Origin of the sequence: Candidatus Solirubrobacter pratensis, assembly GCF_000425945.1 — a bacterium.
Classification (GTDB): Bacteria; Actinomycetota; Thermoleophilia; order Solirubrobacterales; family Solirubrobacteraceae; genus Solirubrobacter; species Solirubrobacter pratensis.
In genome coordinates, this window is record NZ_AUEK01000006.1 from 630,974 (window position 1) to 645,653 (window position 14,680).

Here is a 14,680-nt window from a genome sequence, read left to right on the forward strand (position 1 = left end):
CCGCCGTGACCGCATCCCTCCCGACCCTCCTGGCCATGGCGGCGGCCGTGCTCTTCGCCTTGATGGCGTGGGCCGGCTCCAGTACGCACTGAAGGCGCGCGATATCAGGCTGCGAGTGTCCCGCTCGCCGCCCCGCCGCCGACTCACGTCGCCGCGGCGCCTGGGACCCCCTCTCCCCTGGGCGCCGCGGCGGCTGTTTGCTCCCTCAGGCCTCGTCGACCTGAACGCGACCGCCGGGGCCGACGCCGAGGCGGCGCCGGCCGGCCAGCAGCTCGATCAGCTCGGCGCCGACGAGCTCGCGCCTCCAGCCGCGCAGCGTGCGCACGTCGGGCTCGGTGTGGCCGCGCCGCGCCGCCACGACGACCGGAGCGAGGTCGGCGCGCGCCGCGATCAGCTCGTAGGCCAGGCCCGCCTCCTGCGCGCGCGTGCGCACGAGCGACTCCGCGAGCGCGATCGTCGGGCCGTCGACGGCCTCGGTCGGCGCGCGGTCGCCCTCCTCGAGCCGGATCGGCTCGCCGCGCTTGCCGCGCTCGATCGCCTGCACGATGTCCTCTCCGCGCCGGCGCACCACGTCCGGCGTGATGCCGCGGATCTGCGACAGCTCCCGCCGCCCCAGCGGCTGGCGCTTGGCCAGCTCCACCACCGTCGGGTCGCGCAGGATCGCGCCGACCGGCCGGTCCTCGCGCGCCGCGGAGCGCTCGCGCCAGGCCGCCAGCTCGCGCGCCACGGCCCGCTCGCGCGGATCCAGGCCGCTCACGCGCGGCAGCCGGCGCCACACCTCGTCGGGATCGCGCTCATCGGTCGCCTCGGCGATCGCGACGCACTCCTCGCGCGCCCATTCGAGCCGGCCGCGCTCCGCCAGGCGGCCCTGGATGTCGTCGGCGAGCGCGAGCAGGTGCTCGACGTCCCCGCGAGCGTAGGCGAGTTGCTCCTCCGTGAGCGGGCGCGCGTCCCAGCGGGTGAAGCTGGCCGTCTTGGGCAGGCGGATCCGCAGCACGTCGTGCAGCAGGCCGTTGTAGCCCGCCTGGGCGGAGAAGCCGGCGAAGCCCGCGGAGACCTGCGTGTCGAAGACGTTCGTGAACGTCGTCCGCCACTCGCGCCGCAGGATCGCCACATCCTGCCGGCCCGCGTGCAGGACGATCTCGACGCCGGGATCCGCGAGCACCTCGGCCAGCGGCGCGGGATCGACTCCGTCCAGCGGATCGAGCACGGCGACCTCGCCGCCGGCCGCGATCTGCACCAGGCAGAGCAGCGGCCGGTAGCGGCCTTCCGGCATGAACTCCGTGTCGAGGCCCAGCCGCCCCTGCTCGCGCGCCGCCTCCGCGAGGCGCGCGACATCCCCCTGGTTCATCACTGTGGCGCGACCCTATCCGGGCCGTTCGGACGGGAACGCGCCAAAGGGGGGCCTAGTTGCCGATCAGGACCGGCGTCCCCACCGGGACACGGGGATAGAGGTCGATCACGTCCGGGACCGTCATGCGGATGCAGCCGTGCGAGGCACGCGTGCCGATCGATCCCGGGATACCGGTGCCGTGGATGCCGACCCCGTTGACGATGCCCATCCAGCGCGCCTTGAGCGGGTTCTCGGCCGAGCCGCCCGGCACCGACTCGTTCGCGTACGCGCCGGCCCACGGGCTGTTCGGCGCCGTCCAGGTCGGGTTGACGGCCTTGTTGGCGATCGCGAAGCGGCCCGTCGGCGTCGGGTACGCGGGCATGCCGACCGCGACGCGGTAGGTCTTGGACAGCTTCAGCCGCTTGAACAGGCGCAGCTTGAAGTTCGCGCGGTCGATCGTGACGATCGTCCCGTAGGCGCTCGCCAGCCCGCCGGTCGTCACCTTCGGCTTGACCACCTTGAGCGCCGGCTGGAGCACACGCTGCTGCGCCGGATCGGTCAGGACCTTGCCGACCGCCGCCGCGAGCGCGGCGGCGTCGACCGAGCGGCCGTCGCGCGAGGCGACCTTGGTGATCCGCGAGATCCCGATCTTCACCGACGCGTCGCGCGGCGCCTTGGCGACCCTGCCCGCGACCTTCTTCGCGTACGCGTCGACGGCCTTGGCGTCGTAGGTGATGTAGAGCGGCACGTTCACGGGGCCGGAATGCGGCGCCTGGCCGGCGTTGTACGCGCGCCGGGCCGACTTCTTGACGTCGAAGGCGAGCTTGACGTCGGCCATCTGGAGCGCGATCTTGCGGCCCGCGACGTGCGTCGAGAGCGGCCTGCCGAGCACCGGGCCGAACGTGCTGTACAGCCGCCCGGCGGCTTCGTCGAGCGTCAGCCCCGAGAGGTCCGTTCCGGCGGCGCTCACGCCGGCCGCGATGCGCGGCTGGGGCGGGGGCGTCTGCGCGCCGGCGGCGGGCGCGAGCAACAGGAGCAGGGCGAAGGTCAGGATCGCGGTCCGGCGCATGGCGAACCAGCCTAGCCGCACCGGACAGCGGTTCCTCCTGCGTGCACGTTCAATTGCGGACTACGCGGGGAACGGGAGCAGCAGCTCGAGCAGGCGCAGCGTGGAGTCGACCTGCGGGCAGTTCCCGGCGCCCTCGATCAGCTCGACGTGCGTGGTCGGGAGCCGATCCAGCACGATTCGCGCGCTCCTGCGCGGGATCGCCCGGTCGCGCGTGCCCCACACGAGCAGGACCGGGCACGCGATGCCGGCGAGGTCGAACGGGGCGCTGCAGAGCTCCGGCAGCAGGCGCCGGCCGGGCTCGAGCAGGCCGGCGACGGCGGCGCGCGTCGCGTCCCCGGGGCCGAACGCGTCGACGGCGGCGCGCTGGCCGTCGCGCGGGTGCGGGAACGCCGTCCGGCCGCGCAGGAGCGCGAGCGGCACCGGGATCGGCGTGGCGAGCAGCTTGCGCACGATCGGGTCGAGCTCGATCGCGTCGAACCAGCCGGGCGGCTCGAGCCCCGCGGGCGCGACCGGGATCACGCCCGCGAGCGGCAGCTCGCCGCGCTCGGCCAGCCGCAGCGCGATGCAGCCGCCGAGCGAGTTGCCGGCAACGACCACCGGCCGCCCGCCCGCCCACGTCTGCACCAGCTCGGCCGCGAACACGTCCAGCTGCGGCAGCAGGGCGCCGGGGTGCAGCCGCGTCGCGGCGCCGAAGCCCGGGAGGTCGACGGCGATCGCGCGGCGGTCGCGGGCGCCGAGCTCGGCCAGCAGCGGCCGCCAGGTGTCGGCGGAGTCGCCCCAGCCGTGAAGCAGCACGATGCCGGGGCCGCCGCCCTCGACCTCGAGCGCGCGTGTCGTGTGCCCGGCGACCGGGAGGCGATGCTCGATCAGCGCCTGCATCTGCCAGTGCATACCCCTTCGAGTGTCGGAGCTGACAGCGTGTCAGACGAGCCGGACTAGATTTGGCGCGCAGATGTCCGACGCCGTGATCGAGGTGGAGGGGCCGCCCGAGGAGCCGCCGCGCGGCCTGTTCGAGCGCCTGCGGGCCGATCCGCTCCGCGCGCCCGAGCTGATCGCGCTCGCGGCGAGCGAGCGCCACGCGCCGGCGGCGGCCGCCTGGGCGCAGGAGCGCCGGCGCGTCTACGGCTCCGATCCGGCGTCCCTCGGGCGGATGGCCAAGCGCAGGCACGCGCAGCTCGCGCGCCTGGAGGGCGCGGCGACCGGCGTCGGCGGGTTCGTGACGTTCGTGCCCGACCTCGTCGGCCTGGCGTGGATCCAGTCGCGGCTCGTGTTCTTCGTCGCCGCCGCATACGGCTTCGACCCGCGCGACCCGATGCGCCCGGCCGAGCTGCTCGTGCTCACGGGCCTGTATCCGGACCCGCAGTCCGCGCGCGCGGCGCTCGACGGCGCCGGCACGACGCTCGCCGCCGCCTACGTCGGCACCAAGCTCGCGCGCGACGAGGCGCTGGCGAGGCGGCTGCTGGCGATGGTCGGCAAGCGGACGGGCAGGCGGATCGCCGGCCGCCTGATCCCGTTCTTCGCCGTCGCGTTCAACGCCGTGGCCAACGAGCGCGACACCCGCGCGCTCGCGGAGCGCGCGATCCGCTACTACGGCGGGTGATGCGTCCGGCGCGGGACCTAGGGTTCCCCGCGTGCTCGTGCGGCAGCTTATCGACGGCGAGGAAGCGGACCTGATCCTGCTGGTCCGCGAGCGCTCCGGCTGTCGCGTGACGTTCGCCGACCGCACCGGGAATCTGAGCGCGACGCTCGCGCCCGAGGTGGCCGAGTGGTGCGAGCCGGGGGCGTGCGTGCGCGTGGCGGGCCGCGTGGAGCGCGGGCGGATCGAGGTCGCGTCGCTGCGGATCGCTCGCGCAGAGGAGTGTGCACCGGAGGATCTGCTGGACGGCCCGCGCGCGAGCGTCGAGCAGCTGGAGGCGGGGCTGCGCGAGCTGATCGCGACGGTCCAGTGCGATCACCTGCGCGCGCTGCTGGCGCTCGTCTTCGGCGAGCGGTCGGAGACCTGGCGGGCGTTCCGGGAAGCGCCGGCCGCGAAGCGCTACCACCAGGCCTACCGCCACGGGCTGCTCGAGCACTCGCTCACGGTCGCGCAGGGCGTGTCGGCGATCTCGGCGACCTTCGGCGGCGTCGACCGCGACGTCGCGGTCACGGGCGCGCTGCTGCATGACATTGGCAAGCTCGACGCCTACACGTCGGACCCGCTCGCGATCGACATGACCGACCTCGGGCGCCTGCAGGGCGAGATCCCGCTCGGCTACTACCGCGTCCGGCGGCTGATCGAGGAGCTGCCGGGCTTCCCGTCCGAGCTCGCCGCCGCGGTGCTGCACATCATCCTCAGCCACCACGGCCAGCTCGAGCACGGCTCGCCGGTCGTGCCCTGCACGCGCGAGGCGACGCTCGTGCACATGATCGACAACCTCGGCGGCCGGCTCGGGTCGTTCGACCGGCTCGAGAAGGCGCTGCCCGACGGCTCGCGCTGGTCGGGCTACGACCGCGTGCTCGGCGCCGGCGCCTGGTTCGCCGCGCGCGACCGCGCGGCCGCCTAGCCGGGTCAGCCGGCACGCGTGACGGGCAGGTCGACGACGATCATCGTGCCGACTCCCGGCGGGCTGGTGACGGCGATCGTGCCACCACTGGCCTCGACCCGGTCGACGAGGCCCACGAGGCCCGAGCCGCTCGCGGGATCGGCGCCGCCGGCGCCGTCGTCGTGCACCTCGAGGTGCACCCGGCCCCCGTCGATGCGCACCCCGACGCGCGCGCCGGTCGCGCCGCTGTGCTTGACGACGTTCGTCAGCGCCTCGGCGACGACGAAGTACGCCGTCGTCTCCAGCGCCGCCGGCAGGCGCGCGTCCGGGACGTCGACCTCGACGTCGATCGCGAGGCGGTCGGCGAGCGAGCGCAGGGCCGCGCGCAGGCCGCCGTTGGCCAGCGTCGACGGCATGATGCCGTGCACGAGGTCGCGCAGCGAGTCGATCGCCCCCTCGGCATGGCGCAGCGACTCGTCCATCAGCTCCGACGCCGTGCCGCCGTCGGGCAGCGCGCCCCTGGCGAGCTTGAGCGTGATCACCGTGTTGACGAGGCCCTGCTGCGCGCCGTCGTGGAGGTCGCGCTGGATCCGGCGCCGCGTCTCGTCCGCGGTCGCCACGATGCGGGCGCGCGACGCGGTCAGCGTGGCGCGGCTGACGGCGTTGCCGATCGCGGTGGCGACGAGCTCGGAGAACTGCGCGAGCCGCTCCTCCGTGCGGGGCGGAAGCGGCTCGCCACCGGTCATGACGGCGAGCAGGCCCCATAACCGGCCGCCGACCTCGATCGGCGCGCCGACGGCGGCGCCGAGCCCGGCCTCGCGCGCGCCCGGCACGTCCCGGTAGTCGTCCAGGCGCGCCGGGGCGCGGGTGCGCATGACGCGCTCGGAGAGGCTGGGCGCCACGACCGGTATGCGGCGGCCGACCCAGCCGATCGTCCCGCGCAGGGCGAGGATGACGGCGTAGCCCTCGGGCTCGTAGCGCAGCAGCGCCGTCGGCTGGTCGCCGTGCAGCCGCGACGCCTCCAGCGCCACGGCCTCGAACACGTGCGGCTGCGACGCACCATGCGCCACCAGCGTCGCCACGCGCCGCAGGGCTCCTTGCTCGTCGGCCAGCCGCTGCAGCTCCGAGCGCGCCTGCGCGTTCGCGATCGCGGTGCTCACGAGCGCGGCGAAGCGCGCGACCCGCAGCTCGGTGCCGGCCGGCGGCGGCTCCGGCTGCGAGAAGACGACGGCGAGCTGCCCCCACGGGCGGCCCTGGACCATGATCGGGCCGCCCGCGGCGGAGCGAATGCCGAGCCGCCTGGCGAGCTCCCCGAACGGGCCCGGCACCAGCGGGTAGTCGTCGATCAGCGCCGGCCGCAGCGTGCTCCGGATCAGCGACAGCAGGCTGCCCTCGGGCGCGACCTCGCTCACGCCGACGAACTCGGTCGCCCCGCTCTCGCGCCACGCCGCCACGCACGTGCTCAGCTCACCGTCGTAGCGGTGCATGAGCGCGGTCCCGCCGACGAGCCGCCAGAGCTCCTCCGCGACGGCGGCGAACACGCCGTCGGCGTCCGCCCCGCGCGCCACGAGCTCGGCCACGCGCCGCAGCGCCGCCTGCTCCTGAGCCAGCAGTGTCAGCTCCGCGCGCGCCTGCGCGGTCGCGATCCCGGCGGAGACCATCGCGGTGAACCCCTCGATGCGCTCCGCGACGTGCGGCGCGAGGCGCCGGGATCCGGACGAGACCGCGAACACGACGCCCCACACCCGCCCCGCGACCTCGATCGGTACGCCGACCGACGAGTGCACGCGCAGCCGCTGCGCCTCCTCGGCGAACGCCTGGTACGAGCCGCGCTGCTCGACCCCGAGCGACACGGGCCGGGCACCCTCGCGAACGGCACGAAGGAGTGGGTCCAGGGGCCGCCGGGCGCCGAGCGGCAGCTCGAGCCCGGTCGCGCTCCACTCGGCGACGACCGTCGCCCGGTCGCCCACGTCGAAGCGCAGCGTGACGACGGCGTCGGCGCCCACGAGCCGGCCGATCTCCTCGTTCACGACGGCCAGCAGCCGTTCCTGCGACACCTCCCGGGCGACCATCGTGGCGACCCGCCGCAATGCGGCCTGCTCTTCAACTCCGTTGGCGGCCACGTCGGCCGGAACCGACATACAGCCACAGTACCGCCGCCGCTAGAGGATCTCGATCTCCGAGGAGTCGCCGACCATGAACCGGTAGGCGCGCGGCTGGCGCGTGCTGCGACCGATATGGACGTTGCGGCCGAGCAGCGAGGACTCCATCCGCCCGTCCAGCCCGCGCACCGAGGAGCCCTCGAGCAGGATCGAGTGCTCGACCTCGGCCGACTCCACCACGCAGTGGCGCCCGACCGCGGTGTAAGGGCCGATGTAGGCGTCGGTCAGCCGCGCGCCGGCGCCGACGATCGCGGGCCCGCGGACCGTGCTGCGCTCGAGCACCGCGCCGGCCTCGACGATCACGCGGCCGTCGATCTGCGAGTGCTCGAGCTCGCCGTCGATGCGCCGCTCGACGCGCTCGAGGATCAGCCGGTTGGCCTCGAGCATGTCGTCGAGCCGGCCAGTGTCCTTCCACCAGCCGCGCACGACGTGCGACTCGACCGTCGCCTCGGCGTCCACCAGCCACTGGATCGCGTCGGTGATCTCCAGCTCGCCGCGGCCCGACGGCTTGATCGCCTTCGCGGCGTCGTGGATGCGGGCGGTGAACATGTAGACGCCGACGAGCGCGAGATCGGACGCCGGTTGGGCCGGCTTCTCGACCAGCCGCGCGATGCGGCCGTCGCCGTCGAGCTCCGCGACCCCGTAGTTCTGCGGATCCGGCACCGGCGTCAGCAGGATCAGGGCCTCGGGCGCGTTGGCCCGGAACGCGGACACGAGGTCGTCGATGCCGCCCTGGAGCAGGTTGTCGCCGAGGTACATCACGAACGGGTCGCCGCCGAGGAACGCCTCCGCGGTGAGGACCGCATGCGCGAGCCCGAGCGGCGCGTCCTGCTCGATGTAGGTGATCTCGACGCCGAAGCGCTCCCCGTCGCCGGCCGCCTCGCGGATCTCCCCGCCGGTCTCGGGCGCGATGATGATGCCCACCTCGCGGATCCCGGCCGCCGCCATCGACTCGATGGCGTAGAACAGCACCGGCTTGTTGGCCACCGGAACCAGCTGCTTGGCCGACGTGTATGTGATGGGGCGCAGGCGCGTGCCCTTGCCGCCCGAGAGGATCAGGCCCTTGAGCTGCTCCATAGCGCGGGAAGGGTATCGGCGCGCCGGGGCGCCCGACGGGACATCGCTCCCCACGGAATGGGCGGGTGTCTCAAGTGGGCCCGGCGGTCGGGTGGCGCAGCGTCTGCAGCGCGCCCACCGCCACCAGCGCGAGCAGCGGCAGCAGCGCGACGCGGTAGCCGAGGTCGGCGGAGACCAGCAGCCCGATCGCCGCCTGGGCGAGGATCGTCGCGCCGAAGCCGCCGATGTTGACCATGCCCGACGCGCTGCCGCCGGCGTTCGGCGCGCCGTCGCGCGCGAGGTCGAACGCCAGCATCGACGCCGCCCCGGCCACGCCGCTGAGCACGAGCATCAGCGCGACGAGCGCCAGTGGCGGGTGGCCCGGCCAGCCGAGCACGAGGCCGAGCGCCGCCGCGTTGGCGAAGGCGACCGCGCTCGCGATCCGCCCGCGGCGGTGCGGGATGCGGCCGGCCAGCGCCCCGAGCACCGGCGCGGCGACGCCGAACGCCACCACCGCGGCGGTCAGGATCGCGGCCGCCGTCGCCCGCGGCAGCCCCTGGCCCTGCACGAGGTACGGGTACGCCCACAGGCCGGTGAGCGTGACGAACGGGCAGTTGAGCGCGAAGTGCACCCACAGGCCGTGGCGGATCGACGGCGCGCGCCACGCCCGCCGCAGGGTCGGGACGATCGGCGCGTGGTGGGCCGCCGCGGCGCCGGACGGGCGGTCCTGCAGCCGGTTGACCGCGAGGATGGCGAGCACCGCGGTCAGCACGCCCGTGGCCGCGAACGTCGGCGTCCAGCCCAGGCCGCCGAGCGCGGCGCTCAGCGGCGCCGTCGTCAGCAGCTGGCCGAGCGAGCCGCAGACGCCGGTCAGCGCCGTCGCGAGCGCGTAGCGGTGCGGGGGAAGCCAATGCGCCGCGACGCGTAGGACGTTGAGGAACATGCAGGCGTCGCCGGCGCCGACCAGCGCGCGGCCGGCGATCGCCAGGCCGAAGCTGGGGCTGAACGCGAACAACAGCTCGCCGGCCCCGATCGTCACCAGCCCGAGCGCGAGCGAGCGGCGCGGGCCGAGCCGGTCGGCGAGCAGCCCGGCCGGGACCTGCATCGTCAGATACAGCCCGAGCTGGACGATCGAGAGGACCGCGATCGTGCTGGTGGAGACGCCGAAGCGGTGGCTCGCGTCGAGCGACGCGACGCCGAGGCTCATCCGGTGGAAGATCGCCACGACGTAGAACCCGGCTGCCAGCGCCCACATCCGCCATGCCCGAGAGCCCGCCGCGCGAACGGGAGCGGAACGGCTGAGGGCGAGGGCCGACACGCATTCCAATAGTACACATCATGTATACAAGATGTATCGATACGATACGCACATGCCTGAGGAGAGGCCGCCGTCCGCCAGCGAGCGGGCGTACAAGCACGTCAAGGACCGTGTGCTGACGGGCAAGCTGCCGGGCGGCGAGCTGATCAGCGAGGGCGAGATCGCCGAGGCGCTCGGCGTCAGCCGCACGCCCGTGCGCGCCGCGTTCACGCAGCTCGAGTCCGAGGGCCTGCTGCGGCTGTACCCCAAGAAGGGCGCGCTCGTGGTGCCGGTGTCGGCCCAGGAGCTCGAGGACGTGATCGAGACGCGCTGGGTGCTCGAGCGCTATGCGATCGAGCGCGCGATCCAGTCCCCCGGCGACCTGCCGACGCGGCTCGCGAAGTCCGCCGACCGGCAGGCGCGCCTGAGCGGCGGCGAGTTCGTCGAGGCCGACCGCGCGTTCCACCGCTCGCTCGTGGAGGCCACCGGCAACGCGATCCTGCTCGGGCTCTACGACTCGCTCCGCGACCGCCAGCGCCGGATGGCGCGCGCCACGATGCGCGACGCCGACCGCCAGGGCCGCACGTCCAAGGAGCACCGCGCGATCGCCGACGCGATCGGCGCGCAGGACCGCGACCGCGCGCTCGCCGCGCTGCGCACGCACCTCGAAGGCGCCCTCGCGACGCTGCGCGGCGGACCGGTCTAGGCGACTACAGCTTGCGGTGGTCGAAGGAGGCGACCTCCTTGACCACGAACTGCAGCGCGACGCGCTTGCGCGCCTGCGCCGGCGTGACGTGCCCGCCGCCGCCGTAGCGCGCGGCCAGCTCGGTCCCGACGCCGGCGATGACCTCGAGGTCGCGGTGGATCGCCGCCGCGCACTTGATCATCAGGCCGCGCAGCTCGCCGTAGGTCGATCCCGCCTCGAGCTGCAGCGTGCAGCGCGCGTCGCGCTCGAGGTTGCGGACCTTCTGCGACTTCGCGTACGTCCACGCCCAGCACTCGCCTTCGCGCACGACGTACCAGAGCGGCATCACGTGGGGCCAGCCGTCGCGGCCGATCGTGGCGACGATCAGCGTGCGCTGCCGCTCGAGGAAGGCGGTGACCTCCGCCCCGCTCATGGCGATGGCGGCGCGGCGGTTCACGTGCGGGCTCCGTCCCGGCGTGACCCGGCCCCCTGGGCCGGCGTCAAAGCGAGCCGGCCCCCTGAGCCGGCTTCGCCGCGAACAAGCGCTCGGCGGCGGCGAGCACGGCCTCGCGCGCGTCAGCCGGCTCGAGGACGACCGCGTCGCCGGCCTCCTTGAGCACCTCGCGGACGAGGAAGTCGGTGCCCTTGAAGGAGATCTCCACCACGATCCCGCCGTCCTCGAGGTCGGCCAGCACCGTCCGCTGCTCGCGCGCCCAGCGCGCCTGCGCCTTCGAGACCCGCACGCGGGCGACGCGCGAGCCGCCGACCGTCCCGGTCCGCGGCCAGCCGCCGATGTCCGCGATCGGGTTCAGCCCCTCGCGCGGCTCGAAGCGCTCGAGCAGCACCTCGGCCTGCTTGATGCGGTCCAGCCGGAAGTGCTGCAGGCGCCCGCGCTCGACGTCCCACGCGGCCACGTACCAGGCCTCGGTGCCGTTGAAGAGCGCGTAGGGCTCGACCACGCGGTCGCTGTAGCGGTCCTCGTTCTGGGTCCAGTACTCCATCCGCAGCAGCCGGCTCTCGTGCACCGCGACCTCGACGGCGTGCGTGATGTCGTTCTCGACGATCGGGGAGACGATCTGCAGGCCCTCCTCGACGGGATCGCGGCCGAGCGCCGCGACGACCTTCTCGCGCGCCGAGCGCAGCTCCGGGCTCGCGAGCTTGAGCAGGTCGATCGCCGCCACCAGCGCCTGGCCCTCGATCGGCAGCAGCCGCGCCGGGCGGTCGAACGTGTCCGAGTACGGCTCGGGATCGACCTCGATCTCGCCGCTGGGCAGCACCTCGGCGTAGATCACGTACGCCCCGCCGCCGAAGTTGACGACGTTGAGCACCGAGATGTCCTCGCGCAGCTCCTGCGGCGTGATGTTCAGCTGCGCGCAGACGTCGACCACGGAGAGCCGGCTGTCAGCCCGCGCGGCCGAGATCAGCACGGTGGCCAGCGTGACCAGGCGGGCGAAGCGCTCGGGGCGGATCGCGGCCTCGGTGCCGCGCGAGCGGCCGTTGGGCTCGACCTCGAGGACCGTGCGCGGCGGGACGCTGCGCACGGCCTCCGGCTCGCCGCGGTGCGCCTCGATCAGGTGGTCGACGCGCCGCCGCGCCTCGTCCACCAGCGCGGCGGGCCCGACGATGCGCGCGTGCTCGCCGAAGCTCAGCGCCCACGAGATCAGCAGCCGGTCGATCGAGTACGCGGTCGTGAACACGTGCCCGCCGTCCTCGGCAGCGACGAGCCTGCCGTAGGCGCCGTACTGGCGCTCGACGTACCAGGCGATCTCGTCGGAGATCCAGATCGACGCCTCGCCGACCGGCTCGCCGAGCTGCCACGGGATGCGGTTGGCGTACAGGCGCGGGTCGAAGTCCGCCGGGCGCTGGAAGTCGTGCTCGGCCTTGGTCGCGTAGGCGACCTTGCCGCGGATGCGCGAGAGCCGGAACACGCGCACCGCGCCGCGCTCCTTCGAGTACCCGACGAGGTAGAACTGGCCGCCCTCGAAGAGCAGGTGGTACGGGTCCACGACGCGCGTCGCGGTCTCGTCGCTCTGCATCGTGTAGTACTCGAACTCGATCCGCTTGCGGCGGTAGATCGCCGTGTCGATCTTCGCCAGGCGCGCCGACAGCTCCGCGCCGCCGGCCGAGGCGGTGATGCCGAGGCCGATCGTCTGCCGCGAATCGGAGCCGAGCGGGCTCGGCCGGCCCCAGGTGATCTGCTGCAGCGCGAGCCGCAGCGGCTCGGCGTAGGCGAACTCGCCGTCGAGCAGCGTCAGCGCCGTCTGCAGGGCGGCGCGCTCGGCGTCCGTGAACGCGATCGGCGGCAGATGGAAGGCCTCAGGCGCGAGCGAGTAGTTCTCCTGCTCGGAGAAGCCGTCGGCGGGCTTGTCGACCGACAGGTGGATGCCCAGCGCGTCCAGCTCGGCGCGGTCCGCATAGAAACGTCGCGCGAACGCGTCCTCGGTCATATCCGAGTAGCCCTCGACGTCGCGCCGGATCTCCGTTGCCGTTACCGGGCGGCGTTCGGCCATGAGGTAGGAGATCAACGACAGCTGCCGGATCAGCTTTTCGGTGTCCTTCGCCAAACTCCGCGACACCTTAGAGTGCGCGCTGCGGCCTACCTTCGCCAGGTACGGAAATTCCGCACACTTGAGCAGCACTCGCGTAACGACGATGGCCCCCTCTGAAACGCCCCTTCGCCTCGTGCTCATCGAGGACCACCTGGCCCTCCGGGAGGGCCTCGAGCTGCTGCTCGACCGGGAGGGCTTAGCCGTGGTCGGCACGGCGGGCACCGCCGGCGCGGGGCGCGAGCTCGTCGAAAGGCTCGATCCCGATGTCGCGCTCGTCGACATCCGGCTCGGCGAGGACTCCGGCATCCGCCTCACCGCGGAGCTGATCGACGCCGATCCGGAGCGCCGCATCGTCCTCTACACCGGGTCCGCCGACGTCGACCTGCTGATCAGCGGCCTGGACTCCGGCGCGCGCGGCTACGCGCTCAAGGACGGCACGCCGACCGAGCTCAAGACGGCGCTGCGCACGGTCGCCGAGGGCGGCACCTACGTCGATCCCCGGCTGCACCCGGCGCTGCTGTCGCGCAAGGCGACGCAGACGCAGCGCATGCTCTCCAAGCGCGAGCGCGAGATCATGGACCTGCTCGCGCAGGGCCTGACCGGGGAGCAGGTCGCCGAGCGGCTGTTCCTCTCGCCCGAGACGATCAAGACGCACATCCGCAACGCGATGTCCAAGCTCGAGGCCAACACGCGCGTCCACGCCATCGCGATCGCGCTGCGGGACGGGTTCATCTCGCCGCCCGACGGGACGACCGGGCGCTCATGAGCGACGACCTCGTGCTCGACGGCGAGTCCCGGCGCCGTCTGCGCCACGACCTGCGCACGCCGCTGACGATCGTCGCCGGGTTCGCCGAGGTGCTGGCGGCCGACCGGCCGATCAGCGACCAGGACCGGCGCGACTTCGCCAAGCGCATCCAGGACGCGGCGTCCGAGATCCGCGAGCTGATCGACTCGGTGCTCGAAGGGTGACCTCGCCCGGAGGGCGAACCCGGTGTCACGCGCGGGCCGCGCGGTCGAGGCGCCGCGCCAGCGTCCGCAGCTGGTCGAGGAGCTCGGGCGGCTCGTGGACGTCGACGTCGGCGCCGAGCAGGACGACGCGGAGGGCGAGCCATTCGAGGTCGTCGTCCGATGTCCGGTACTCGCAGCGGTGGGCGTCGATCGGCGTCAGCGTTCCGCCGAGGAAGGGAAGCCGTCGCTCGAGGTCGGCGGCCGAGGTGTGCACGGTGACGCGGGCCTCGAAGCGGCTGAACGCGCCCGCGAGGCTCTGCTCGACGTAGGCGGCGGCGTCCTCGGCCGGCAGCGGGCGGGCGGCGAACCGCGGTCCGGTCGCCGTCGCCCGGTCGATGCGATCGACGCGGAACGTGCGCCAGTCCTCGCGCCGGCGGTCCCAGGCGACCAGGTACCAGCGCCGACCGCGGTTGACGAGCGCATGCGGCTCGACCTCGCGGCGGGACGCCGTACCGTCGCGGCCCGCGTAGCCGAAGCGAAGGCACTCTGCGTCGCGGCAGGCGGCGCCGATCGTGGTCAGCTGCTGGGGATCGACGGTCGGACCGCCCGCGGGCGGCGCGACCGTCGCCGACCCGAGCGCGGCGACGCGACGCCGGAGGTGCGCGGGCAGCACCTGCTCGAGCTTGACCAGCGCGCGGATCGCGGTCTCCTCGATGCCGGTCACCGACGCCCGCGCCGCGGTTCGCAGCCCGACCGCGATGGCGATCGCCTCGTCCTCGTCGAGCAGCAGCGGCGGCATCGCGGTCCCGGCGCGAAGCCGGTAGCCGCCGGCCGGGCCGGTCAGCGACTCGACCGGGTAGCCGAGCCCCCGCAGGCGCTCGACGTCGCGGCGGATCGTGCGCCCCGAGACCTCGAGCCGCTCGGCGAGTTCCGTGCCTGGCCAGTCGCGGCGGGCCTGCAGCAGCGACAGCAGCTCCAGGAGGCGGCTCGACGTCCCGCTCATGACGAATACAGGGTGCCCACGGTTGAGGACAGATACTGACCTAAACCGCCCGTACG

At 73.9% G+C, this 14,680-nt stretch carries 14 protein-coding genes; 5 read left to right on the forward strand and 9 right to left on the reverse strand.

Features of this window, described 5'->3' with window-relative positions:
• Positions 1-205 precede the first annotated feature (205 nt).
• The 3 genes from H958_RS0106765 to H958_RS35545 are packed head-to-tail and all read right to left on the reverse strand — an operon-like array spanning position 206 to position 3,281.
• A complete protein-coding gene (locus H958_RS0106765) occupies positions 206-1,351 on the reverse strand; it encodes a ribonuclease D (protein ID WP_037409336.1) in 1,146 nt (381 codons plus the stop codon).
• Positions 1,352-1,406: 55 nt separating this feature from the next.
• Positions 1,407-2,402 carry a L,D-transpeptidase family protein gene (locus H958_RS42915; protein ID WP_051323921.1) on the reverse strand — a complete coding sequence of 332 codons (996 nt, stop codon included), beginning with the start codon at positions 2,400-2,402 and terminating at the stop codon, positions 1,407-1,409.
• Positions 2,403-2,462: 60 nt separating this feature from the next.
• Positions 2,463-3,281, reverse strand: a complete 819-nt coding sequence (locus H958_RS35545; RefSeq protein ID WP_196807251.1) for an alpha/beta fold hydrolase — start codon at positions 3,279-3,281, stop codon at positions 2,463-2,465.
• A 73-nt stretch (positions 3,282-3,354) separates the two neighbouring features.
• Between H958_RS35545 and H958_RS35550 the strand changes: the two genes are divergently transcribed.
• Entirely contained in the window at positions 3,355-4,002 is a 648-nt protein-coding gene (locus H958_RS35550) for an EcsC family protein (protein ID WP_051323923.1), read from the forward strand.
• Between the two features lie 31 nt (positions 4,003-4,033).
• A complete protein-coding gene (locus H958_RS35555; protein WP_051323924.1) occupies positions 4,034-4,945 on the forward strand; it encodes a 3'-5' exoribonuclease YhaM family protein in 912 nt (303 codons plus the stop codon).
• Between the two features lie 5 nt (positions 4,946-4,950).
• On the opposite strand, the gene H958_RS35560 is transcribed toward H958_RS35555, so the two are convergent.
• The 3 genes from H958_RS35560 to H958_RS35565 form a co-directional block, all read right to left on the reverse strand.
• Positions 4,951-7,065 carry a sensor histidine kinase gene (locus tag H958_RS35560; RefSeq protein ID WP_051323925.1) on the reverse strand — a complete coding sequence of 705 codons (2,115 nt, stop codon included), beginning with the start codon at positions 7,063-7,065 and terminating at the stop codon, positions 4,951-4,953.
• A gap of 21 nt (positions 7,066-7,086) precedes the next feature.
• The gene (locus H958_RS0106795) at positions 7,087-8,163 is read right to left on the reverse strand and encodes a glucose-1-phosphate thymidylyltransferase (RefSeq protein ID WP_028058102.1); all 1,077 of its coding nucleotides are present in this window, start codon (positions 8,161-8,163) and stop codon (positions 7,087-7,089) included.
• Between the two features lie 70 nt (positions 8,164-8,233).
• Entirely contained in the window at positions 8,234-9,397 is a 1,164-nt protein-coding gene (locus tag H958_RS35565) for an MFS transporter (protein WP_037409337.1), read from the reverse strand.
• 115 nt (positions 9,398-9,512) lie between these two features.
• On the opposite strand from H958_RS35565, the gene H958_RS0106805 reads away from it, so the two are divergent.
• Positions 9,513-10,145 (forward strand): GntR family transcriptional regulator, encoded by a 633-nt coding sequence (locus tag H958_RS0106805; RefSeq protein ID WP_028058103.1) that lies wholly within the window; start codon positions 9,513-9,515, stop codon positions 10,143-10,145.
• Positions 10,146-10,149: 4 nt separating this feature from the next.
• On the opposite strand, the gene H958_RS0106810 is transcribed toward H958_RS0106805, so the two are convergent.
• The gene (locus H958_RS0106810; RefSeq protein ID WP_028058104.1) at positions 10,150-10,581 is read right to left on the reverse strand and encodes a pyridoxamine 5'-phosphate oxidase family protein; all 432 of its coding nucleotides are present in this window, start codon (positions 10,579-10,581) and stop codon (positions 10,150-10,152) included.
• Positions 10,582-10,624: 43 nt separating this feature from the next.
• On the reverse strand, positions 10,625-12,688 hold the full coding sequence (locus H958_RS35570) for a helix-turn-helix transcriptional regulator (RefSeq protein ID WP_051323926.1): 2,064 nt from the start codon (positions 12,686-12,688) through the stop codon (positions 10,625-10,627).
• An 88-nt stretch (positions 12,689-12,776) separates the two neighbouring features.
• Here H958_RS35570 and H958_RS0106820 point away from each other — a divergent pair, with 88 nt between their 5' ends.
• Together H958_RS0106820 and H958_RS0106825 are read left to right on the forward strand one after the other, a co-directional pair.
• Positions 12,777-13,439, forward strand: a complete 663-nt coding sequence (locus H958_RS0106820) for a LuxR C-terminal-related transcriptional regulator (RefSeq protein ID WP_028058105.1) — start codon at positions 12,777-12,779, stop codon at positions 13,437-13,439.
• The gene (locus tag H958_RS0106825) at positions 13,436-13,642 is read left to right on the forward strand and encodes a histidine kinase dimerization/phospho-acceptor domain-containing protein (RefSeq protein WP_028058106.1); all 207 of its coding nucleotides are present in this window, start codon (positions 13,436-13,438) and stop codon (positions 13,640-13,642) included. Before H958_RS0106820 ends, H958_RS0106825 begins: the two co-directional genes overlap by 4 nt.
• Positions 13,643-13,667: 25 nt before the next feature.
• Here H958_RS0106825 and H958_RS0106830 read toward each other — a convergent pair whose 3' ends face one another.
• A complete protein-coding gene (locus H958_RS0106830) occupies positions 13,668-14,624 on the reverse strand; it encodes a helix-turn-helix transcriptional regulator (protein WP_028058107.1) in 957 nt (318 codons plus the stop codon).
• Positions 14,625-14,680 lie beyond the last annotated feature (56 nt).

Excerpts from the sequence above, each read along its gene's own strand:
- H958_RS35545 (WP_196807251.1), bottom strand. The coding sequence starts at position 3,281 with ATGCAGGCGCTGATCGAGCATCGCCTCCCGGTCGCCGGGCACACGACA.
- H958_RS0106830 (WP_028058107.1), bottom strand. The coding sequence starts at position 14,624 with ATGAGCGGGACGTCGAGCCGCCTCCTGGAGCTGCTGTCGCTGCTGCAG.
- H958_RS0106805 (WP_028058103.1), top strand. The coding sequence starts at position 9,513 with ATGCCTGAGGAGAGGCCGCCGTCCGCCAGCGAGCGGGCGTACAAGCAC.
- H958_RS0106825 (WP_028058106.1), top strand. The coding sequence starts at position 13,436 with ATGAGCGACGACCTCGTGCTCGACGGCGAGTCCCGGCGCCGTCTGCGC.
- H958_RS35565 (WP_037409337.1), bottom strand. The coding sequence starts at position 9,397 with ATGTGGGCGCTGGCAGCCGGGTTCTACGTCGTGGCGATCTTCCACCGG.
- H958_RS0106795 (WP_028058102.1), bottom strand. The coding sequence starts at position 8,163 with ATGGAGCAGCTCAAGGGCCTGATCCTCTCGGGCGGCAAGGGCACGCGC.
- H958_RS0106820 (WP_028058105.1), top strand. The coding sequence starts at position 12,777 with ATGGCCCCCTCTGAAACGCCCCTTCGCCTCGTGCTCATCGAGGACCAC.
- H958_RS0106765 (WP_037409336.1), bottom strand. The coding sequence starts at position 1,351 with ATGAACCAGGGGGATGTCGCGCGCCTCGCGGAGGCGGCGCGCGAGCAG.
- H958_RS42915 (WP_051323921.1), bottom strand. The coding sequence starts at position 2,402 with ATGCGCCGGACCGCGATCCTGACCTTCGCCCTGCTCCTGTTGCTCGCG.
- H958_RS35560 (WP_051323925.1), bottom strand. The coding sequence starts at position 7,065 with ATGTCGGTTCCGGCCGACGTGGCCGCCAACGGAGTTGAAGAGCAGGCC.
- H958_RS35550 (WP_051323923.1), top strand. The coding sequence starts at position 3,355 with ATGTCCGACGCCGTGATCGAGGTGGAGGGGCCGCCCGAGGAGCCGCCG.